11 protein-coding genes and 1 pseudogene are annotated in these 15,543 nt (G+C 70.1%); all 12 read left to right on the top strand.

The features are described from left to right. The 12 genes and pseudogenes from OG928_RS14140 to OG928_RS14085 all read left to right on the top strand — a co-directional run bounded on the left by OG928_RS14140 (window position 1) and on the right by OG928_RS14085 (window position 15,480). Window positions 1-2,606: pseudogene (locus OG928_RS14140) on the top strand (NADH-quinone oxidoreductase subunit G). Window positions 2,607-2,617: 11 nt separating this feature from the next. Beyond that, window positions 2,618-3,946 carry an NADH-quinone oxidoreductase subunit NuoH gene (gene nuoH, locus OG928_RS14135; protein ID WP_406290971.1) on the top strand — a complete coding sequence of 443 codons (1,329 nt, stop codon included), beginning with the start codon at window positions 2,618-2,620 and terminating at the stop codon, window positions 3,944-3,946. Between the two features lie 4 nt (window positions 3,947-3,950). Beyond that, window positions 3,951-4,535 (top strand): NADH-quinone oxidoreductase subunit NuoI, encoded by a 585-nt coding sequence (gene nuoI / locus OG928_RS14130; RefSeq protein WP_406283597.1) that lies wholly within the window; start codon window positions 3,951-3,953, stop codon window positions 4,533-4,535. Continuing rightward, complete coding sequence (locus tag OG928_RS14125; RefSeq protein ID WP_406283596.1) at window positions 4,532-5,536, top strand: NADH-quinone oxidoreductase subunit J; 1,005 nt, start codon at window positions 4,532-4,534, stop codon at window positions 5,534-5,536. Before nuoI ends, OG928_RS14125 begins: the two co-directional genes overlap by 4 nt. After that, entirely contained in the window at window positions 5,533-5,832 is a 300-nt protein-coding gene (nuoK, locus tag OG928_RS14120) for an NADH-quinone oxidoreductase subunit NuoK (protein ID WP_406283594.1), read from the top strand. The genes OG928_RS14125 and nuoK overlap by 4 nt, the downstream gene beginning before the upstream one ends. Window positions 5,833-5,938: 106 nt before the next feature. Next, a complete protein-coding gene (gene nuoL / locus OG928_RS14115) occupies window positions 5,939-7,849 on the top strand; it encodes an NADH-quinone oxidoreductase subunit L (RefSeq protein WP_406290969.1) in 1,911 nt (636 codons plus the stop codon). 58 nt (window positions 7,850-7,907) lie between these two features. Further along, the gene (locus OG928_RS14110) at window positions 7,908-9,548 is read left to right on the top strand and encodes an NADH-quinone oxidoreductase subunit M (RefSeq protein WP_406283592.1); all 1,641 of its coding nucleotides are present in this window, start codon (window positions 7,908-7,910) and stop codon (window positions 9,546-9,548) included. Window positions 9,549-9,550: 2 nt separating this feature from the next. After that, window positions 9,551-11,137: an NADH-quinone oxidoreductase subunit NuoN gene (gene nuoN, locus OG928_RS14105; protein ID WP_406290967.1), complete on the top strand. Its 1,587-nt coding sequence runs from the start codon at window positions 9,551-9,553 to the stop codon at window positions 11,135-11,137. A gap of 43 nt (window positions 11,138-11,180) precedes the next feature. Next, window positions 11,181-12,191: a polyprenyl synthetase family protein gene (locus OG928_RS14100; protein ID WP_406283591.1), complete on the top strand. Its 1,011-nt coding sequence runs from the start codon at window positions 11,181-11,183 to the stop codon at window positions 12,189-12,191. Window positions 12,192-12,522: 331 nt separating this feature from the next. After that, a complete protein-coding gene (locus OG928_RS14095; protein WP_406283589.1) occupies window positions 12,523-13,614 on the top strand; it encodes a LolA family protein in 1,092 nt (363 codons plus the stop codon). After that, a complete protein-coding gene (locus tag OG928_RS14090) occupies window positions 13,611-14,564 on the top strand; it encodes an ATP-binding cassette domain-containing protein (protein ID WP_406283587.1) in 954 nt (317 codons plus the stop codon). Before OG928_RS14095 ends, OG928_RS14090 begins: the two co-directional genes overlap by 4 nt. Continuing rightward, a complete protein-coding gene (locus OG928_RS14085) occupies window positions 14,551-15,480 on the top strand; it encodes an ABC transporter permease (protein WP_406283586.1) in 930 nt (309 codons plus the stop codon). Before OG928_RS14090 ends, OG928_RS14085 begins: the two co-directional genes overlap by 14 nt. Window positions 15,481-15,543 lie beyond the last annotated feature (63 nt).

The following is a 15,543-nucleotide window of genomic DNA, read 5'->3' as shown; positions in this document are numbered from 1 at the left end:
ATGACAGTCACGACCAACACCCCCGCGGGCGGGCCGCCGGCCTCCAGGCCCGAGGACCTCGTCACCATCTCGGTGGACGGGATCGACGTCAGCGTGCCCAAGGGCACGCTGGTGATCCGGGCCGCCGAGCTGATCGGCATCCAGATCCCGCGGTTCTGCGACCACCCCCTGCTCGACCCCGTCGGCGCGTGCCGGCAGTGCCTGGTCGACGTCGAGGGCCAGCGCAAGCCGCTCGCGTCCTGCACCACCACCGTCACCGACGGCATGGTCGTGCGCACCCAGCTCACCTCTCCGGTCGCCAAGAAGGCGCAGGACGGGGTGATGGAGCTGCTGCTCATCAACCACCCCCTCGACTGCCCCGTCTGCGACAAGGGCGGCGAGTGCCCGCTGCAGAACCAGGCGATGGGCTCGGGCCGCTCGGTCTCCCGCTTCACCGAGGTCAAGCGGACCTTCCCGAAGCCGCTGCGGATCTCCTCCGAGGTGCTCCTGGACCGGGAGCGGTGCGTGCTGTGCGCGCGCTGTACGCGGTTCTCCGAGCAGGTCGCCGGCGACCCGTTCATCGCGCTGATCGAACGCGGCGCGCTCCAGCAGGTCGGGATCTACGAGAAGCAGCCCTTCGAGTCCTACTTCTCCGGCAACACGATCCAGATCTGCCCGGTCGGCGCGCTCACGTCGACCGCCTACCGGTTCCGGGCCCGGCCCTTCGACCTGGTGTCCTCGCCGACCACGTGCGAGCACTGCGCGTCCGGCTGCTCGCTGCGTGCCGACCACCGGCGCGGCAAGGTGCTGCGCCGGCTTGCCGGCGACGAGCCCGAGGTCAACGAGGAATGGAACTGCGACAAGGGTCGTTTCGCGTTCCGCTACGCCACGCAACAGGACCGGCTCACCTCCCCTCTCATTCGTGACGAGGAGTCCGGCGAGCTGGTTCCCGCGTCCTGGTCCGAGGCGCTGAGCGTCGCCGCGCGCGGTCTCGCCGCCGCACGGGGCAACGCCGGCGTCCTCGTCGGAGGCCGGGTCACCCTCGAGGACGCCTACGCCTACGGCAAGTTCGCGCGGGTCGCGCTGGACAGCAACGACATCGACTTCCGGGCCCGCGAACACTCCGCCGAAGAGGCCGAGTTCCTCGCGTCGCACGTGGCCGGCACCGGACTCGGCGTGACCTACGCCGACCTGGAGAAGGCCCCCGGCGTCCTGCTGGTCGGGTTCGAGCCCGAGGACGAGTCGCCGATCGTCTTCCTGCGGCTGCGCAAGGCCGCTCGCAAGGGCCTGAAGGTGTACGGCATCGCGCCGTTCGCGTCGGCCGGCCTGGTCCGGATGAGCGGCCGGCTGCTTCGGGCCGCCCCCGGCACCGAGACCGAGTGGCTCTCCGCGCTCGCCGACACCGGCGTCGAGGGCGAGCTTGCCCGCGGCGCCGCCGAGGTGCTGCGGACGCCGGGCGCGATCGTGCTCGTGGGCGAACGCCTGGCCGGCGTGCCGGGCGCGCTGTCCGCGGCGGCGCGCTCGCCGCGACCACGGGGGCCCGGCTGGCCTGGATCCCGCGCCGGGCGGGTGAGCGCGGCGCGGCCGACTCGGGCGCGCTGTACAACCTGCTGCCCGGCGGTCGACCGGTCGGCGACCCCGCGGCCCGGGCCGAGGTGGCCGCCGTCTGGTCGGTCGCCGACCTGCCCGGCGGCTACGGCATGGACACCACGTCGATGCTGACCGCCGCCCGCGAACAGCGGCTGGCCGCGCTCGTGGTCGGCGGCGTCGACGTCGACGACCTGCCCGACCCCGCCGGCGCCCTCGCCGCCCTGGACGCGGCCCGCTTCGTGGTCAGCCTCGAACTGCGGCACAGCGCGGTGACCGAACGCGCCGACGTGGTCTTCCCGGTCGCCGCCCCGGCCGAGAAGCCCGGCACGTTCGTCGACTGGGAGGGCCGCGAACGCCCGTTCGCCACGGTCCTGAAGAAGGACCAGCTCGGCGGCGACCTCGCCGCGGTGATGTCGGACCTGCGCGTCCTGGACGCGATCGCCGAGGCGATGGCCGAGCAGCGCGATGGCACCGCGATCGAGCTGCCCTCGCTGACCGCGGCCCGACGCGAGATCCGCCGACTCGGCCGCTGGAGCGGCGACCGCGGTCCGGCGCCCGAGGTTCACGCCCGCGAACTCCCGCGCCCCGGCGCGGGCGAGGCCGTCCTGGCCACCTGGCGCCTGCTCCTGGACGAGGGACGCGCGCAGGACGGCGAACCACATCTGGCCGGCACCCGGCGCGCGCCGGTGGTCCGGCTGGGGCCGGCCACGGCCGCCGAGATCGGCGCCGAGGACGGTGGCGGCGTCACCGTGACCTCGCTGCACGGGGAGGTCACGTTGCCGCTGCGCATCACCGACATGACCGAGCGCGTGGTGTTCCTGCCCGCGAACTCGCCCGGCTCCTCGGTGCATCGCGCCCTGGGTGTCGGGGCCGGCGAGGTCGTCGAGATCCGACCCACCACCGCGGACTTCGCCCACGTGGAGGGTCCAGTCAAGGGAGAGCACGAAGTGCTTCAAAACAAGGGTGGTGACGGGCGACGGGCGGGCGGGGCCGGCCTCAACGGTCGGACCGTCCACGTCCCTGAGGAGGAGCGGTGACGGACAGCGGCATGCAGCTCGCCGCGGTCGGGTTTGGCACCGACGTCTGGTGGCTTGTCCTGCTCAAGGCGGTGCTCATCTTCGCGTTCTGCGTCGTCATGACGCTGTTCGCGATCTGGTGGGAACGCAAGGTCGTGGCGTGGATGCAGATGCGCATCGGGCCCAAGTACACCGGGCCCCAGGGTCTGCTCCAGTCCCTCGCGGACGGCGTGAAGCTCGCGCTCAAGGAGGACATCACCGTCAAGGGCGCCGACAAGGCCGTCTACATCATCGCGCCGATCGTCGCGATGGTCCCGGCGTTCATGGCGTTCGCGGTGATCCCCTTCGGCCCCGAGGTCTCCATCTTCGGCGAGCGCACCCACCTGCAGCTGACCGACCTGCCGGTCGCGGTCCTCTACATCCTCGCGGTCGCGTCCGTGGGCATCTACGGCATCGTGCTCGCGGGCTGGTCCTCCGGCTCGACGTATCCGCTGCTCGGCGGCCTGCGCAGCTCGGCGCAGATGATCTCGTACGAGATCGCGATGGGGCTGTCGTTCGCGGCGGTCTTCCTCTACTCCGGCTCGATGTCCACGTCGGAGATCGTCGCCGCGCAGCAGGACACCTGGTACGCGATCCTGCTGCCGGTCTCCTTCATCATCTACGTCGTCGCGATGATCGGCGAGACCAACCGCGCGCCGTTCGACCTCCCCGAGGCCGAGGGCGAGCTGGTCGGCGGGTTCCACACCGAGTACTCGTCGCTGAAGTTCGCGCTGTTCTTCCTCGCCGAGTACGTGAACATGGTGGTCGTCAGCTCGCTGGCCACCACCCTGTTCCTCGGCGGCTACCTCGCGCCGTGGCCGATCACCGCGGTCTGGGACGGCGCGAACTCCGGCTGGTGGCCCTTCCTCTGGTACTTCCTCAAGGTCCAGGCGTTCATCTTCGTCTTCATCTGGCTGCGCGGCACGCTGCCGCGGTTCCGCTACGACCAGTTCATGAAGATCGGGTGGAAGGTCCTGATCCCGCTCTCGCTGGTGTGGCTGATGCTGGTGGCCACCGTGCGCGCGCTCAAGAACGAGGGCTACGAGCAGTCCCGGATCATCATGTGGGTCGCGGGCGGCGTCGTCGTACTGCTCCTGCTGTCGATCCTGTGGGACGCGGTCGTGCCCAACAAGGACGAGGAGGCCGACGCGAAGGCCGCCGGGCCCGAGCCGTTCGATCCGATGGCGGGCGGGTTCCCCGTACCGCCGATGCCCGGACAGCAACTCCCGCCGGTGCCGCGTCGCAACGTGCGCAAACCGGAGCCGGTCGGCGTGCCGGCCGCGGCGGAGCTCCCGGACGACCGCACTGAAGGAGAGGCATAGACCCGTGCCCAAGTTCCTCGGACCGGTCGCGGGGTTCGGTGTCACCTTCGCGACGATGTTCAAGAAGGCCAACACCGAGTACTACCCGTACGAGAAGAAGGTCACCGCACCGCGATTCCACGGCCGGCACCAGCTCAACCGGTACGCCGACGGCCTGGAGAAGTGCATCGGCTGCGAACTGTGCGCGTGGGCGTGTCCCGCCGACGCGATCTTCGTGGAGGGTGCCGACAACACCGACGAGGAGCGCTACTCGCCCGGTGAGCGGTACGGCCGCAACTACCAGATCAACTATCTGCGCTGCATCTTCTGCGGCCTGTGTATCGAGGCGTGCCCGACCCGGGCGCTCACCATGACCAACGAGTTCGAGTTGGCCGACACCAGCCGGGCGAGCCTGATCTTCACCAAGGAGCAGCTGCTCGCCCCGCTGTACGAGGGCATGGTGGCCCCGCCGCACGCGATGTATCCGGACACCACGGACACCGACTACTACCTGGGCAAGGTCAAATCGGCCGCGCCCGGCACGAAGACCCAGGGGCAGCCCGGGGATTCGGCGGTATCGGCAGCGCAGGGGACGGAGGCCGGCCGATGAGTCCCGGTATGGAGTTCGCGGCCGAGGTCACCAAGACCTCCACCGGCGAGGCGCTGCAGTTCTGGGTGCTCGCGGGGGTCGCGGTGGTCGGCGCCCTGGCGACCGTGTTCATGAAGAAGGCGGTGCACAGCGCGCTCGCCCTGGTGACCACGATGATGTGCCTGGCGATCTTCTACCTCGCCCAGGGCGCCATGTTCCTGGGCATCGTGCAGATCGTCGTGTACACCGGCGCGGTCATGATGCTGTTCCTGTTCGTGCTGATGCTGGTCGGCGTCTCCTCGGTCGACTCGCTCAAGGAGACGCTGCGCGGACAGCGGATCGCCGCCGCCGGGCTCGGCCTGGGCTTCGGCATCCTGCTGATCGCCGGCATCGCCAACGCGTCGATCACGCACTTCACCGCGCTCGCGACGAAGGCCCCGGGCAGCCGCCCGGTGTACCCGGCCGAGACGGACGACGAGGCGCTGCGCGCGGTGGCCGAGGGCAATGTCCAGGGCCTCGCGCACCAGATCTTCACCAAGTACATCTGGGCGTTCGAGATGACCAGCGCGCTGCTGATCACCGCGGCGGTCGGCGCGATGGTGCTCGCGCACCGCGAGCGGCTCGTCCCGCGCAAGACCCAGCGCGAGCTGGCCGAGGCGCGCGTGCGCGAGAACAAGCAGCTCGCGCCGCTGCCCACGCCCGGTGTGTACGCCCGGCACAACGCCGTGGACGTCGCCGCGCTGCTGCCCGACGGCAGCATCTCGCAGCTGTCGATCAACGACACGCTCCGCGCCCGCGGCCAGATCCGCGACGTCAGCGCCGAGGTGGTGCACAGCGTCGCCGAGCTGGAGCGCGCCGGCGCCGACGATGACGACGAGGCGTGGCCGGAGGAGTCGGATCCGCCGCCGTCCGCACCGGTGCCCACCGCCCGGCAGGAGCACGATGACGCCGACGCTTCGTCAGGCGACGGCAACGGCAACGAGGTTGCCGCCGGCGCAGGCTCCAAGGAGGGGCGCCCGTGAACCCGGTGAACTACCTGTACCTGTCCGCGCTGCTGTTCACGATCGGCGCGGCCGGGGTCCTGCTCCGGCGCAACGCGATCGTCGTGTTCATGTGCATCGAACTGATGCTGAACGCCTGCAACCTCGCGTTCGTGACGTTCGGCCGCATGCACGACAACCTCGACGGCCAGATCATCGCGTTCTTCACGATGGTCGTCGCCGCGTGCGAGGTCGTGGTCGGACTGTCCATCATCATCGCCATCTTCCGCAGCCGCCGTACGGCCTCGGTCGACGACGCCAGCCTCATGAAGTGGTAGGTCGGAACCGGTGATCGAAACCTCCTCCCTGGCCTCCGGCGTCGTGCTCGCCAACGAGGGTGGCGGCGGGCTGCACTCCGTCGCCGCCGACGGCGCGTTCTCGGCGCTGTGGCTGGTCGTGGCCCTGCCCCTGCTCGGAGCCGCGCTGCTGCTCGTCGGTGGCAAGCGCACCAACGCCTTCGGCCACATCCTCGCGACCCTGATGGCCCTCGGGTCGTTCGTGGTCGGCGCGCTCCTGTTCGTGACCATGCTCGGCAAGGACGACGCGGACCGCTCCGTCGACCAGTTCCTGTGGACCTGGGCGCCGGTCAACGAGTTCCAGGCCGACATCGCCCTGCACCTCGACCAGCTCTCCATGGTGTTCGTACTGCTGATCACCGGCGTGGGCACGCTGATCCACGTCTACTCGATCGGCTACATGGCGCACGACGAGAACCGTCGGCGCTTCTTCGCCTACCTGAACCTGTTCGTCGCCGCGATGCTCCTGCTGGTGCTGGCGAACAACTTCCTTCTGCTGTACGTCGGTTGGGAGGGCGTGGGTCTCGCCTCCTACCTGCTGATCGGTTTCTGGCAGCACAAGCCCAGCGCCGCGACCGCCGCCAAGAAGGCGTTCCTCATGAACCGGGTCGGCGACTTCGGTCTGGCCGTCGCGATCTTCCTGATGTTCACCACGTTCGGCACCTTCGACTTCGACGAGGTACTCGGCGGCAGCGCGACCGCGAGCGACGGCACGATGACCGCGATCGGCCTGATGCTGCTGCTCGCCGCGTGCGGCAAGTCGGCGCAGTTCCCGCTGCAGGCCTGGCTCGGCGACGCGATGGAGGGCCCGACCCCGGTCTCGGCCCTGATCCACGCGGCGACCATGGTCACCGCCGGCGTGTACCTGATCACCCGCTCCGGGGAGATCTTCAACGCCTCCCCGGACGCCCAGCTCGCGGTCACCATCGTCGGCGCGATCACCGTGCTCTTCGGTGCCATCGTCGGTTGTGCGAAGGACGACATCAAGAAGGCGCTCGCCGCCTCCACGATGAGCCAGATCGGCTACATGATCCTGGCCGCCGGCCTGGGGCCGATCGGCTACGCCTTCGCGATCATGCACCTGGTCACGCACGGCTTCTTCAAGGCCGGGCTGTTCCTGGGCGCGGGGTCGGTCATGCACGGCATGAACGACGAGGTCGACATGCGCCGCTACGGCGGCCTGCGCAAGTACATGCCGATCACGTTCGTCACGTTCGGCCTGGGCTACCTCTCGATCATCGGCTTCCCGTTGCTGTCCGGGTTCTTCACCAAGGACAAGATCATCGAGGCCGCGTTCGCCAAGGGCGGTACGACCGGCTGGATCCTGGGCGGGGTGACGCTGCTCGCCGCCGCGCTCACCGCGTACTACATGACGCGCGTGATGCTGATGACCTTCTTCGGCAAGGAACGTTGGAAGGAGGCGCCCCGGGACGTGGCGGGCAACGCCGCGGCCGACTGGCACGAGCCGCACCCGCACGAGTCGCCGAAGTCGATGACCGGGCCGATGATCCTGCTGGCGTTCGGTTCGGTGTTCGCGGGCGGCCTGTTCGTGCTCAACGACGCGTTCGTGAACTGGCTGACCCCCGTGACCGGCTTCTCGCACGGCGACCCGCCGGTGGGCGAGTGGGCCGTCACCGGAGCGGCGGTCGCGATGTTCGCGCTCGGCACGTTCGTGGCGTACCTGCAGTACGCGCGCCGCGACGTGCCCGCCGTGGCCCCGGCCGCGGGCATGGCCACCGTGGCCGCGCGCAAGGACCTGTACCAGGACGCGATCAACGAGGGCCTGGTCATGCGGCCCGGCCAATACCTGACGCGCTTGCTCGTGTGGTTCGACAACCGCGGCATCGACGGATTCGTGGGTGGACTCGCGGCGTTCTTCGGCGGCACCTCGGCGCGGGTGCGCAAGGTGCAGACCGGGTTCGTCCGCACGTACGCGCTGTCCATGTTCGGCGGGACGTTGCTGGTCGTGGTCTGCACGCTGATGGCTCGGATGGCGTGACGATGACGACACGACCTCAGATCGCCCACCCCGTAGGCGTATTGGCGGAGGGACTTCGATGAACGGCCACTTTCCCTGGCTGACGACGCTCGCGGTGCTGCCGTTCGTCGGCGGCCTGTGCGTCGCCGCCGTTCCGGCCGGCAAGCGCAAGCTCGCCAAGAACGTGGCGCTGCTGTTCGCGCTGCTCACACTCGCGCTCGCGATCGTGGTGGCGACCAAGTTCGAGAACGACGGCGGTCGCTTCCAGATCACCGAGAGCTACAGCTGGATCTCCTCGTTCGGGGTGCGCTGGTCGCTCGGCCTGGACGGCATCGGGCTGGTGCTGATCCTGCTCACCGTCGTGCTGATGCCGTTGCTGATCCTCGCGTCCTGGAACGACGCGGACGACGCCCCGGTCAACGCCGACGGCTCGGCCGGCGCCGGCAAGCCCGCACCGCGCAGCACGCACGCGTTCTTCGCGTTGATGCTGATGGTCGAGGCCATGGTCGTGGTGGCCTTCGCGGCCACCGACATCTTCATGTTCTACGTCTTCTTCGAAGCCATGCTGATCCCGATGTACTTCCTCATCGGCGGCTTCGGCGGCGCGCAACGCTCGTACGCGGCAGTCAAGTTCCTGCTGTACAACCTGCTCGGCGGCCTGGTCATGCTGGCCGCGGTGGTCGGCCTGTACGTCGCCACCGCTGACCAGGGGATCGGGATCGACGGGCACGGCACGTTCGACCTGGCGCAGATCTCGCAGGCGGTGGCCACGGGTCGGCTCGACATCGACCCGACCGCCGAGAAGGCGATGTTCCTCGGCTTCATGTTCGCCTTCGCGATCAAGGCTCCGCTGTGGCCCTTCCACACCTGGCTGCCGGACACCATGACCGAGGCCACGCCGGGCGTCGCGGTGCTGGTGACCGCGATGGTCGACAAGGTCGGCACGTTCGCGATGCTGCGGTTCTGCCTGGAGATCTTCCCGAACGCGTCCAAGTTCTTCGCGCCGGTGGTGATCACGCTCGCGGTGGTCGGGATCATCTACGGCGCGCTGCTGGCGGTCGGTCAGACCGACATCAAGCGGCTGATCGCGTACACGTCCATCTCGCACTTCGGCTTCATCATCCTGGGCATCTTCGTGATGACCAGTCAGGGCCAGTCCGGCGCGACGCTGTACATGGTCAACCACGGCTTCTCCACCGCGGCCCTGCTGCTGATCGCGGGCTTCCTGATCTCGCGCCGCGGCAGCAAGACGATCGCCGACTTCGGCGGCGTGCAGAAGGTCGCCCCCATTCTCGCGGGTACGTTCCTGGTGGCCGGACTCGCGACCCTCTCGATGCCGGGACTTGCCCCGTTCGTGAGCGAATTCCTGGTGTTGGTGGGCGCGTTCGCGAAGTACAAGGTGGCCGCGCTCTTCGCGACCACCGGCATCGTGCTCGCCGCCCTGTACGTGCTGGTGCTGTACCAACGCACGATGACCGGGCCGCTGCGGCCGGGCAACGAGAAGCTCCGTGACCTGGTGCCCCGCGAACTCGCGGTCGTCGTACCGCTGATCGCGTTCCTGCTCGTGCTCGGCGTCTACCCGAAGCCGGTCCTGGACGCGGTGAACCCGGCCGTGGACCACACGCTCAGCCGGGTGGAGCAGAAGGACCCGGCGCCCACCAAGCCCATCGAACAGGCCGCGGGCACCGAGGCGCACACCACTGATGGAGGCTCCAAGTGAGCATTGGCACCGCCGCAACGGCAACGGCCGCCGTGACGAAGGTGGACGCGCCCACCATCGAGTACGGCAAGCTCTCGCCGATCCTGATCGTCGCGGGCATCGCCGTCGTCGGCGTGCTGATCGAGGCGTTCCTGCCCCGGCCGGCCCGCTACCGCGCGCAGCTCACCGTGGCCCTGGTCGGCATGATCGGCGCGTTCGGCGCGGTCGTGTGGCTCGCGCGCGACCTCCCGGACGGCCACCGCGGCAGCATCACCGCCATGGGCGCGGTCGCCGTGGACGGTCCGTCGCTGTTCCTGCAGGGCACGCTGCTGCTGATCGGCATCGCGTCGGTGCTGCTGATCGGCGAGCGCAAGCTGGAGCCGGCCGGGGGCGACGCGTTCGCGCCGCAGGCCGCGGCGGCGCCGGGCAGTCAGCAGGAGAAGGACGCCGCGGCGGCCGGGTGGACGCAGACCGAGGTCTTCCCGCTGACGATGTTCTCGCTCGCCGGCATGTTGCTGTTCCCGGCCGCGAACGACCTGCTGATGATGTTCGTCGCGTTGGAGGTGCTGTCGCTCCCGCTCTACCTGCTGTGCGGGCTCGCCCGGCGCAACCGGCTCATCTCGCAGGAGGCCGCGCTCAAGTACTTCCTGCTCGGCGCGTTCTCGTCGGCGTTCTTCCTGTTCGGCGTGGCCATGCTCTACGGCTACTCGGGCAGCATCTCGCTGGACAAGATCGGGGTCGCCTCGGCCGGCGCGATGAACAACGACGCGCTGCTGCTGATCGGGCTCGCGATGGTCGCGGTCGGCCTGCTGTTCAAGGTCGGCGCGGTGCCGTTCCACTCGTGGACGCCCGACGTGTACCAGGGCGCGCCGACCCCGATCACCGGGTTCATGGCCGCCGCGACCAAGGTCGCCGCGTTCGGCGCGATGATGCGGTTCTTCTACGTCGCGCTGCCGGGCATGCGGTGGGACTGGCGGCCGGTGATGATCGGCGTCGCGATCCTGACCATGGTCGCCGGCGCGATCATCGCGATCACCCAAACCGACGTGAAGCGCCTGTTGGCCTACTCGTCGATCGCCCACGCGGGTTTCATCCTCACCGGAATGATCGCGATGAACGACGCGGGCGTGTCGTCCACGATGTTCTACCTTGTGGCCTATGGGTTCGTCACTCTGGGTGCATTCGCGGTAGTCACACTGGTGCGCGACGCTCGCGGCGAAGCGACCCATCTGTCCCACTGGGCCGGCCTGGGCAGGCGCTCCCCGCTGGTCGCAGGAGTGTTCGCACTGTTCCTGCTCGCCTTCGCCGGGATCCCGCTGACCAGCGGTTTTACCGGAAAGTTCGCAGTCTTCCAGGCAGCGGCCCAAGGTGGCGCGGGCAACCTCGTGGTGGTCGGTGTGCTGTGCAGCGCGATCGCCGCGTTCTTCTACGTGCGGGTCATCGTGTTGATGTTCTTCTCGGAGCCCAAGGCGGACGGTCCGACCGTCGTCGTACCGAGCGTTATGACCACCGCTGCCATCGCGCTCGGGGTAGCCGTTACCGTGGTCCTTGGCATCCTCCCGCAGCCGCTTCTGGACCTCGCGGACAAGGCAGCCTTGTTCGTCCATTAAGCACGACGCAGAGACTCTGCGTGATCGACAGGAGAGCACCGTCATGGCGATCGTGGGGCCTTTCGGGCTGAGCGTCACGGACGAGACTCTCGACGCCGACATCAGAGCGGGGATGGCCGCCGTGGAGCAGGAGCTCCTGGCGGCCACCAAGAGCGAGTTCCCCTACCTGACGCAGACCTCGCGACACCTCGTCGAGGCGGGCGGCAAGCGGTTCCGGCCTCTGCTGGTCCTGCTCGCCGCCCAATTCGGTGACTGGCAGTCCCCGGGTGTGGTCCCGGCGGCGGTGGTGTGCGAACTGACGCACCTCGCGACGCTGTACCACGACGACGTGATGGACGAGGCCGCGCTGCGGCGCGGCGCGCCCAGCGCGAACACCCGGTGGGACAACTCGGTCGCGATCCTGACCGGCGACTTCCTGTTCGCCCGTGCGTCGGAGATCGTCGCCGACCTGGGCGACGACGCGGTGCGGATCCAGGCGCGGGCGTTCGCCCGGCTGGTGACCGGCCAGATCCGCGAGACGGTCGGACCGGGCACGGGCGACGACCCGGTCGAGCACTACCTGTCGGTGCTCGCGGACAAGACCGGTTCGCTGATCGCCACCTCGGGGCAGTTCGGCGCGATGTTCGCCGGCGCGGACGAGCACGTGGTCGACATCCTGACCCGCTACGGCGAGCGGTTCGGCGTCGCGTTCCAGCTGGCCGACGACGTGCTGGACATCGCGAGCGACTCGACGGCGTCCGGCAAGACCCCGGGCACCGATCTGCGCGAGGGCGTGCCGACCCTGCCGGTGCTGCACCTGCGGGCCGGCGTGGCCGGCTCGTCCCCGGCCGCCGACCGGCACCTGTTGAACCTGCTCGACGGTCCGATCACGGACGACGACGAGCACGCCGAGGCGCTTGGTCTGCTGCGCGCGCACCCGGCCTTGGCGAAGGCCCGTGAGGACACCCGGCGTTACGCCGAGGAGGCGCGCGAGGTGTTGGCTCCGCTGCCGGATTGCAGCGCCAAGCAGGCGTTGTCCTCGCTGTGCGAACTGGTCGTGGAACGCAGCGCATAGCGCCGTGCGGCCGGGGGTTCCATTGGTCGGGTGCCCTTGGCTGCGGTTTGTTCTCGGTCGGCTGGGAGGGGTTCCCGCCCACCCACCCGTTGCGTCAGGGGCGCGGGCTGCGGGTTACTGCTCTGGCTTGCGGCTGCTTCCCTGGGAGTAGGGAACTGCGGGACTGCGTCGGAGGGATGTAGGGCCGGGTCAGCTTCAGGTCCCGTACCGGAGTGCGTCGCGCCCCTTGAGGGGGACGTTTCCTCGTGACGTACGGCGGACGCCCCGAACCCGGCCCCGATGGTCCCCTTGTGGTGTCGCACTGAACCACTCGCATCAGGGGGCAACTGCCATGACCCGCACCACCCGTCGATCCGTGCCCTGGCGCTTCGCCGTGCCGGCCGCGATCGCTGCCGCAACCGTCGGCGCCGTGACGTTCGGACCGGCCGCGTTCGCCGACGACTCGCATCCCGCGCTGCCGGACCTGACGGTCGAACAGCTCGTCGCCAAGGTGACCGCCGCACACGCCGAGGCGATGTCCGGCACCGTCCGGATCGATACCGACCTCGGTGTGCCCACCGTTCCGGGCGCGGCCGGCGGCGGCCCGCAGGCACTCCTCGCCGGCACCAACAAGCTCCAGGTAGCCGTCGACGGCGCCGACCGGCAACGCGTCGGCATCATGTCCGACCTCGCCGAGTACAACGTCATCCACAACGGCCGCGACGTCTGGACCTACGACAGCCGCGGCCACTCCGTCACGCACACCACCGTCGACGCGGCGCGCCCCGACGTGGCGTCGCTCGTCCCGACCACGCCGCAGGACGCGGCCCGCCAACTGCTCGACCTGGTCGGCCCGACCACCGACGTCCGGGTCGACGGCACCGGCAAGGTCGCCGGGCGGGACGTGTACAAGCTCCGCTTCGCGCCGAAGGCCCAGGGCAGCCTGGTCTCCGGCGCGACGGTCAGTGTGGACGCCAAGACCGGCGTACCGCTGCGCGTCACGGTGGACACCGTCAAGGGCGGCAAGCCCGCGATCGACATCGGCTTCGAGGAGGTCTCGTACGACAAGCCCGCCGCGGGGACGTTCGACTTCAAGCCGCCGGCCGGGGCCAAGGTCGAGGAGGTCCCGCTGAACGAGGCCGCCGCGGCGGTCACGGCCCCGCACACGCCGGCCGTGCCGACCGCGCCGACGTCGCCGGCCGACAAGGCCCCGGCGCTGCTGGGCGAGGGGTGGGCGACCGTCGTCGAGCTGCCCGCCGGCGGCGAGGCCCAGGACGCCACCGGCCTGCTGGGCAAGCTCGGCAAGCCCGTTCCGGGCGGGACGCTGATCAACACCCGCCTGCTGACCGTCCTCTCCACCGACTCGGGCCGGGTCTTCGTCGGCGCGGTCGACGGGGACACTCTCCAGCGCGTCGCCGAGCAGCGGATCGCGGCTCAGCGATGAGCGCGTCCACGGTGGTCGGCACCGACGCGATCCGTACCGAGGGGCTGTCCAAGCGCTACGGCCGGGACCGGCTCGCCGTGGACGGACTCGACCTGACCGTTCCGGCCGGCTCCGTCTTCGGGTTCCTCGGGCCCAACGGTTCCGGCAAGACCACGACCATCCGGATGCTGCTCGGCCTGATCCGGCCGACCGGCGGATCGGTCACCCTGCTCGACGGCCCCATGCCCGGGGCCGTCGGGCAGGTCCTGCCCAGGGTCGGCGCGCTGATCGAAGGCCCGGCCCACTACGGCTTCCTGACGGGTCGCCAGAACCTGGACCGGCTGGACGCCGCCGACCCGACGTCCGACCCGCGCACCCGCAAGGCCCGGGTGGACGAGGCGCTCGGCAAGGTCGGCCTGACCGCGGTCTCCGGCCGCAAGGCCGGGGCGTACTCGCTGGGCATGAAGCAGCGCCTGGGCATCGCGTCCGCGCTGCTTCGGCCGCGCGACCTGCTGGTTCTGGACGAGCCGACCAACGGCCTGGACCCGCAGGGGATGCGCGAGATCCGCGCGCTGATCCGCGCGCTGGCCGCCGACGGGACGACGGTCTTCTTGTCCTCGCACCTGCTGGACGAGATCGAGCAGGTCTGCACCGACGTCGCCGTGATGAGCCACGGCAGGCTCGTCACGCAGGGCACCGTCGAGTCGCTGCGCGCCGGCACCCGCCCGCGCCTGGTCGTCACGACGCCCGACGCGACCGAGGCCGCCGCGTTGTTGACCCGGCTCGGCGCGACCGACGTGACGATCACCCACGACGGGGTCGAGGCCGACCCGGCGCCGCTGGAACCGGACGAGATCTGCGCGGCCTTGGTCCGCGCCGACGTCCGCATCCGTTCATTCACCCTCGCGCGACCGTCCCTGGAGGACGCGTTCGTCGCCCTGACCGGTGAGGGCTTCGATGTCACCGATTGACGCACTGCCCAAGACCGGCGTGCTCTCGCCCGCCTTCGAACACGCCACATCCGACACCGGGGCGTTCGGCTCGGAGCGCCTGCCGCGCCTGCGCGGGCTGATGCGCAGCGAGCTGCGGCTGGTCTTCCTGCGCCCGCGGACGGCCGCCATGCTCGGCTTCCTGGCCCTGGTGCCGGTGCTGCTCGGGATCGCGCTGCGCTACTTCCACGACGGCAGCTCCACCGGCGGCGGCGACGGGGGCGGCGGCCTGGAGTTCGTCAACCAGGTCACCGGCAACGGGCTGTTCCTGGTGTTCGCGTCGCTGGCCGCCGCGCTGCCGTTCTTCCTGCCGATGACGGTCGGCGTGGTCGCGGGCGACTCGATCGCGGGCGAGGCGCACAGCGGGACGCTGCGCTACCTGCTGGTCGCGCCGGCCGGCCGGACCCGGCTGCTCATGGTGAAGTTCGCCGCGATCCTGACCTTCTGCGTGGTCGCGACGCTCACCGTGGCGCTGTCGGCGCTGGTGGTGGGCGCGGCGCTGTTCCCGATGGGCGATGTGCCGTTGCTGACCGGCGACACGATCTCGATGGCCGAGGCGTCGTGGCGGGCGCTGCTGATCGCGCTATGCGTCGCGGCCTCGCTGGTGGGCCTCGCGGCGATCGGGCTGTTCGTGTCGACGCTGACCACGATTCCGGTGGCGGCGATGGCGACGACCGTGGGCGTGGTCATCGTGACCGCGATCCTGACCTCCATCCCGCAGTTGTCGGGGATCCATCCGTGGCTGTTCACCGACGGCTGGATGAGCTTCGGCGACCTGCTCCGCAGTCCCGTCCCCACCGACGACATCATGCGCAATCTCGGTGTCCAGGCCGCCTACACGGCCATCTTCGGCGCGGCCGCCTGGGCCCGGATGACCGAGCGCGACATCACGACGTGAGCGGCCGGGACTGCCCGTACGGGTGAATGTCGGATTGGCCGCGGTGCCCGGGGTGCACGTACG

Source organism: Embleya sp. NBC_00896, from assembly GCF_045207785.1.
GTDB lineage: Bacteria > Actinomycetota > Actinomycetes > Streptomycetales > Streptomycetaceae > Embleya.
The sequence above is the reverse complement of the archived record's forward strand: the minus strand, read 5'-3'. Positions and strand labels throughout refer to the sequence as shown.

Excerpts from the sequence above, each read along its gene's own strand:
- nuoH (WP_406290971.1), top strand. The coding sequence starts at position 2,618 with ATGCAGCTCGCCGCGGTCGGGTTTGGCACCGACGTCTGGTGGCTTGTC.
- OG928_RS14090 (WP_406283587.1), top strand. The coding sequence starts at position 13,611 with ATGAGCGCGTCCACGGTGGTCGGCACCGACGCGATCCGTACCGAGGGG.
- OG928_RS14100 (WP_406283591.1), top strand. The coding sequence starts at position 11,181 with ATGGCGATCGTGGGGCCTTTCGGGCTGAGCGTCACGGACGAGACTCTC.
- OG928_RS14085 (WP_406283586.1), top strand. The coding sequence starts at position 14,551 with ATGTCACCGATTGACGCACTGCCCAAGACCGGCGTGCTCTCGCCCGCC.
- OG928_RS14095 (WP_406283589.1), top strand. The coding sequence starts at position 12,523 with ATGACCCGCACCACCCGTCGATCCGTGCCCTGGCGCTTCGCCGTGCCG.
- OG928_RS14110 (WP_406283592.1), top strand. The coding sequence starts at position 7,908 with ATGAACGGCCACTTTCCCTGGCTGACGACGCTCGCGGTGCTGCCGTTC.
- OG928_RS14125 (WP_406283596.1), top strand. The coding sequence starts at position 4,532 with ATGAGTCCCGGTATGGAGTTCGCGGCCGAGGTCACCAAGACCTCCACC.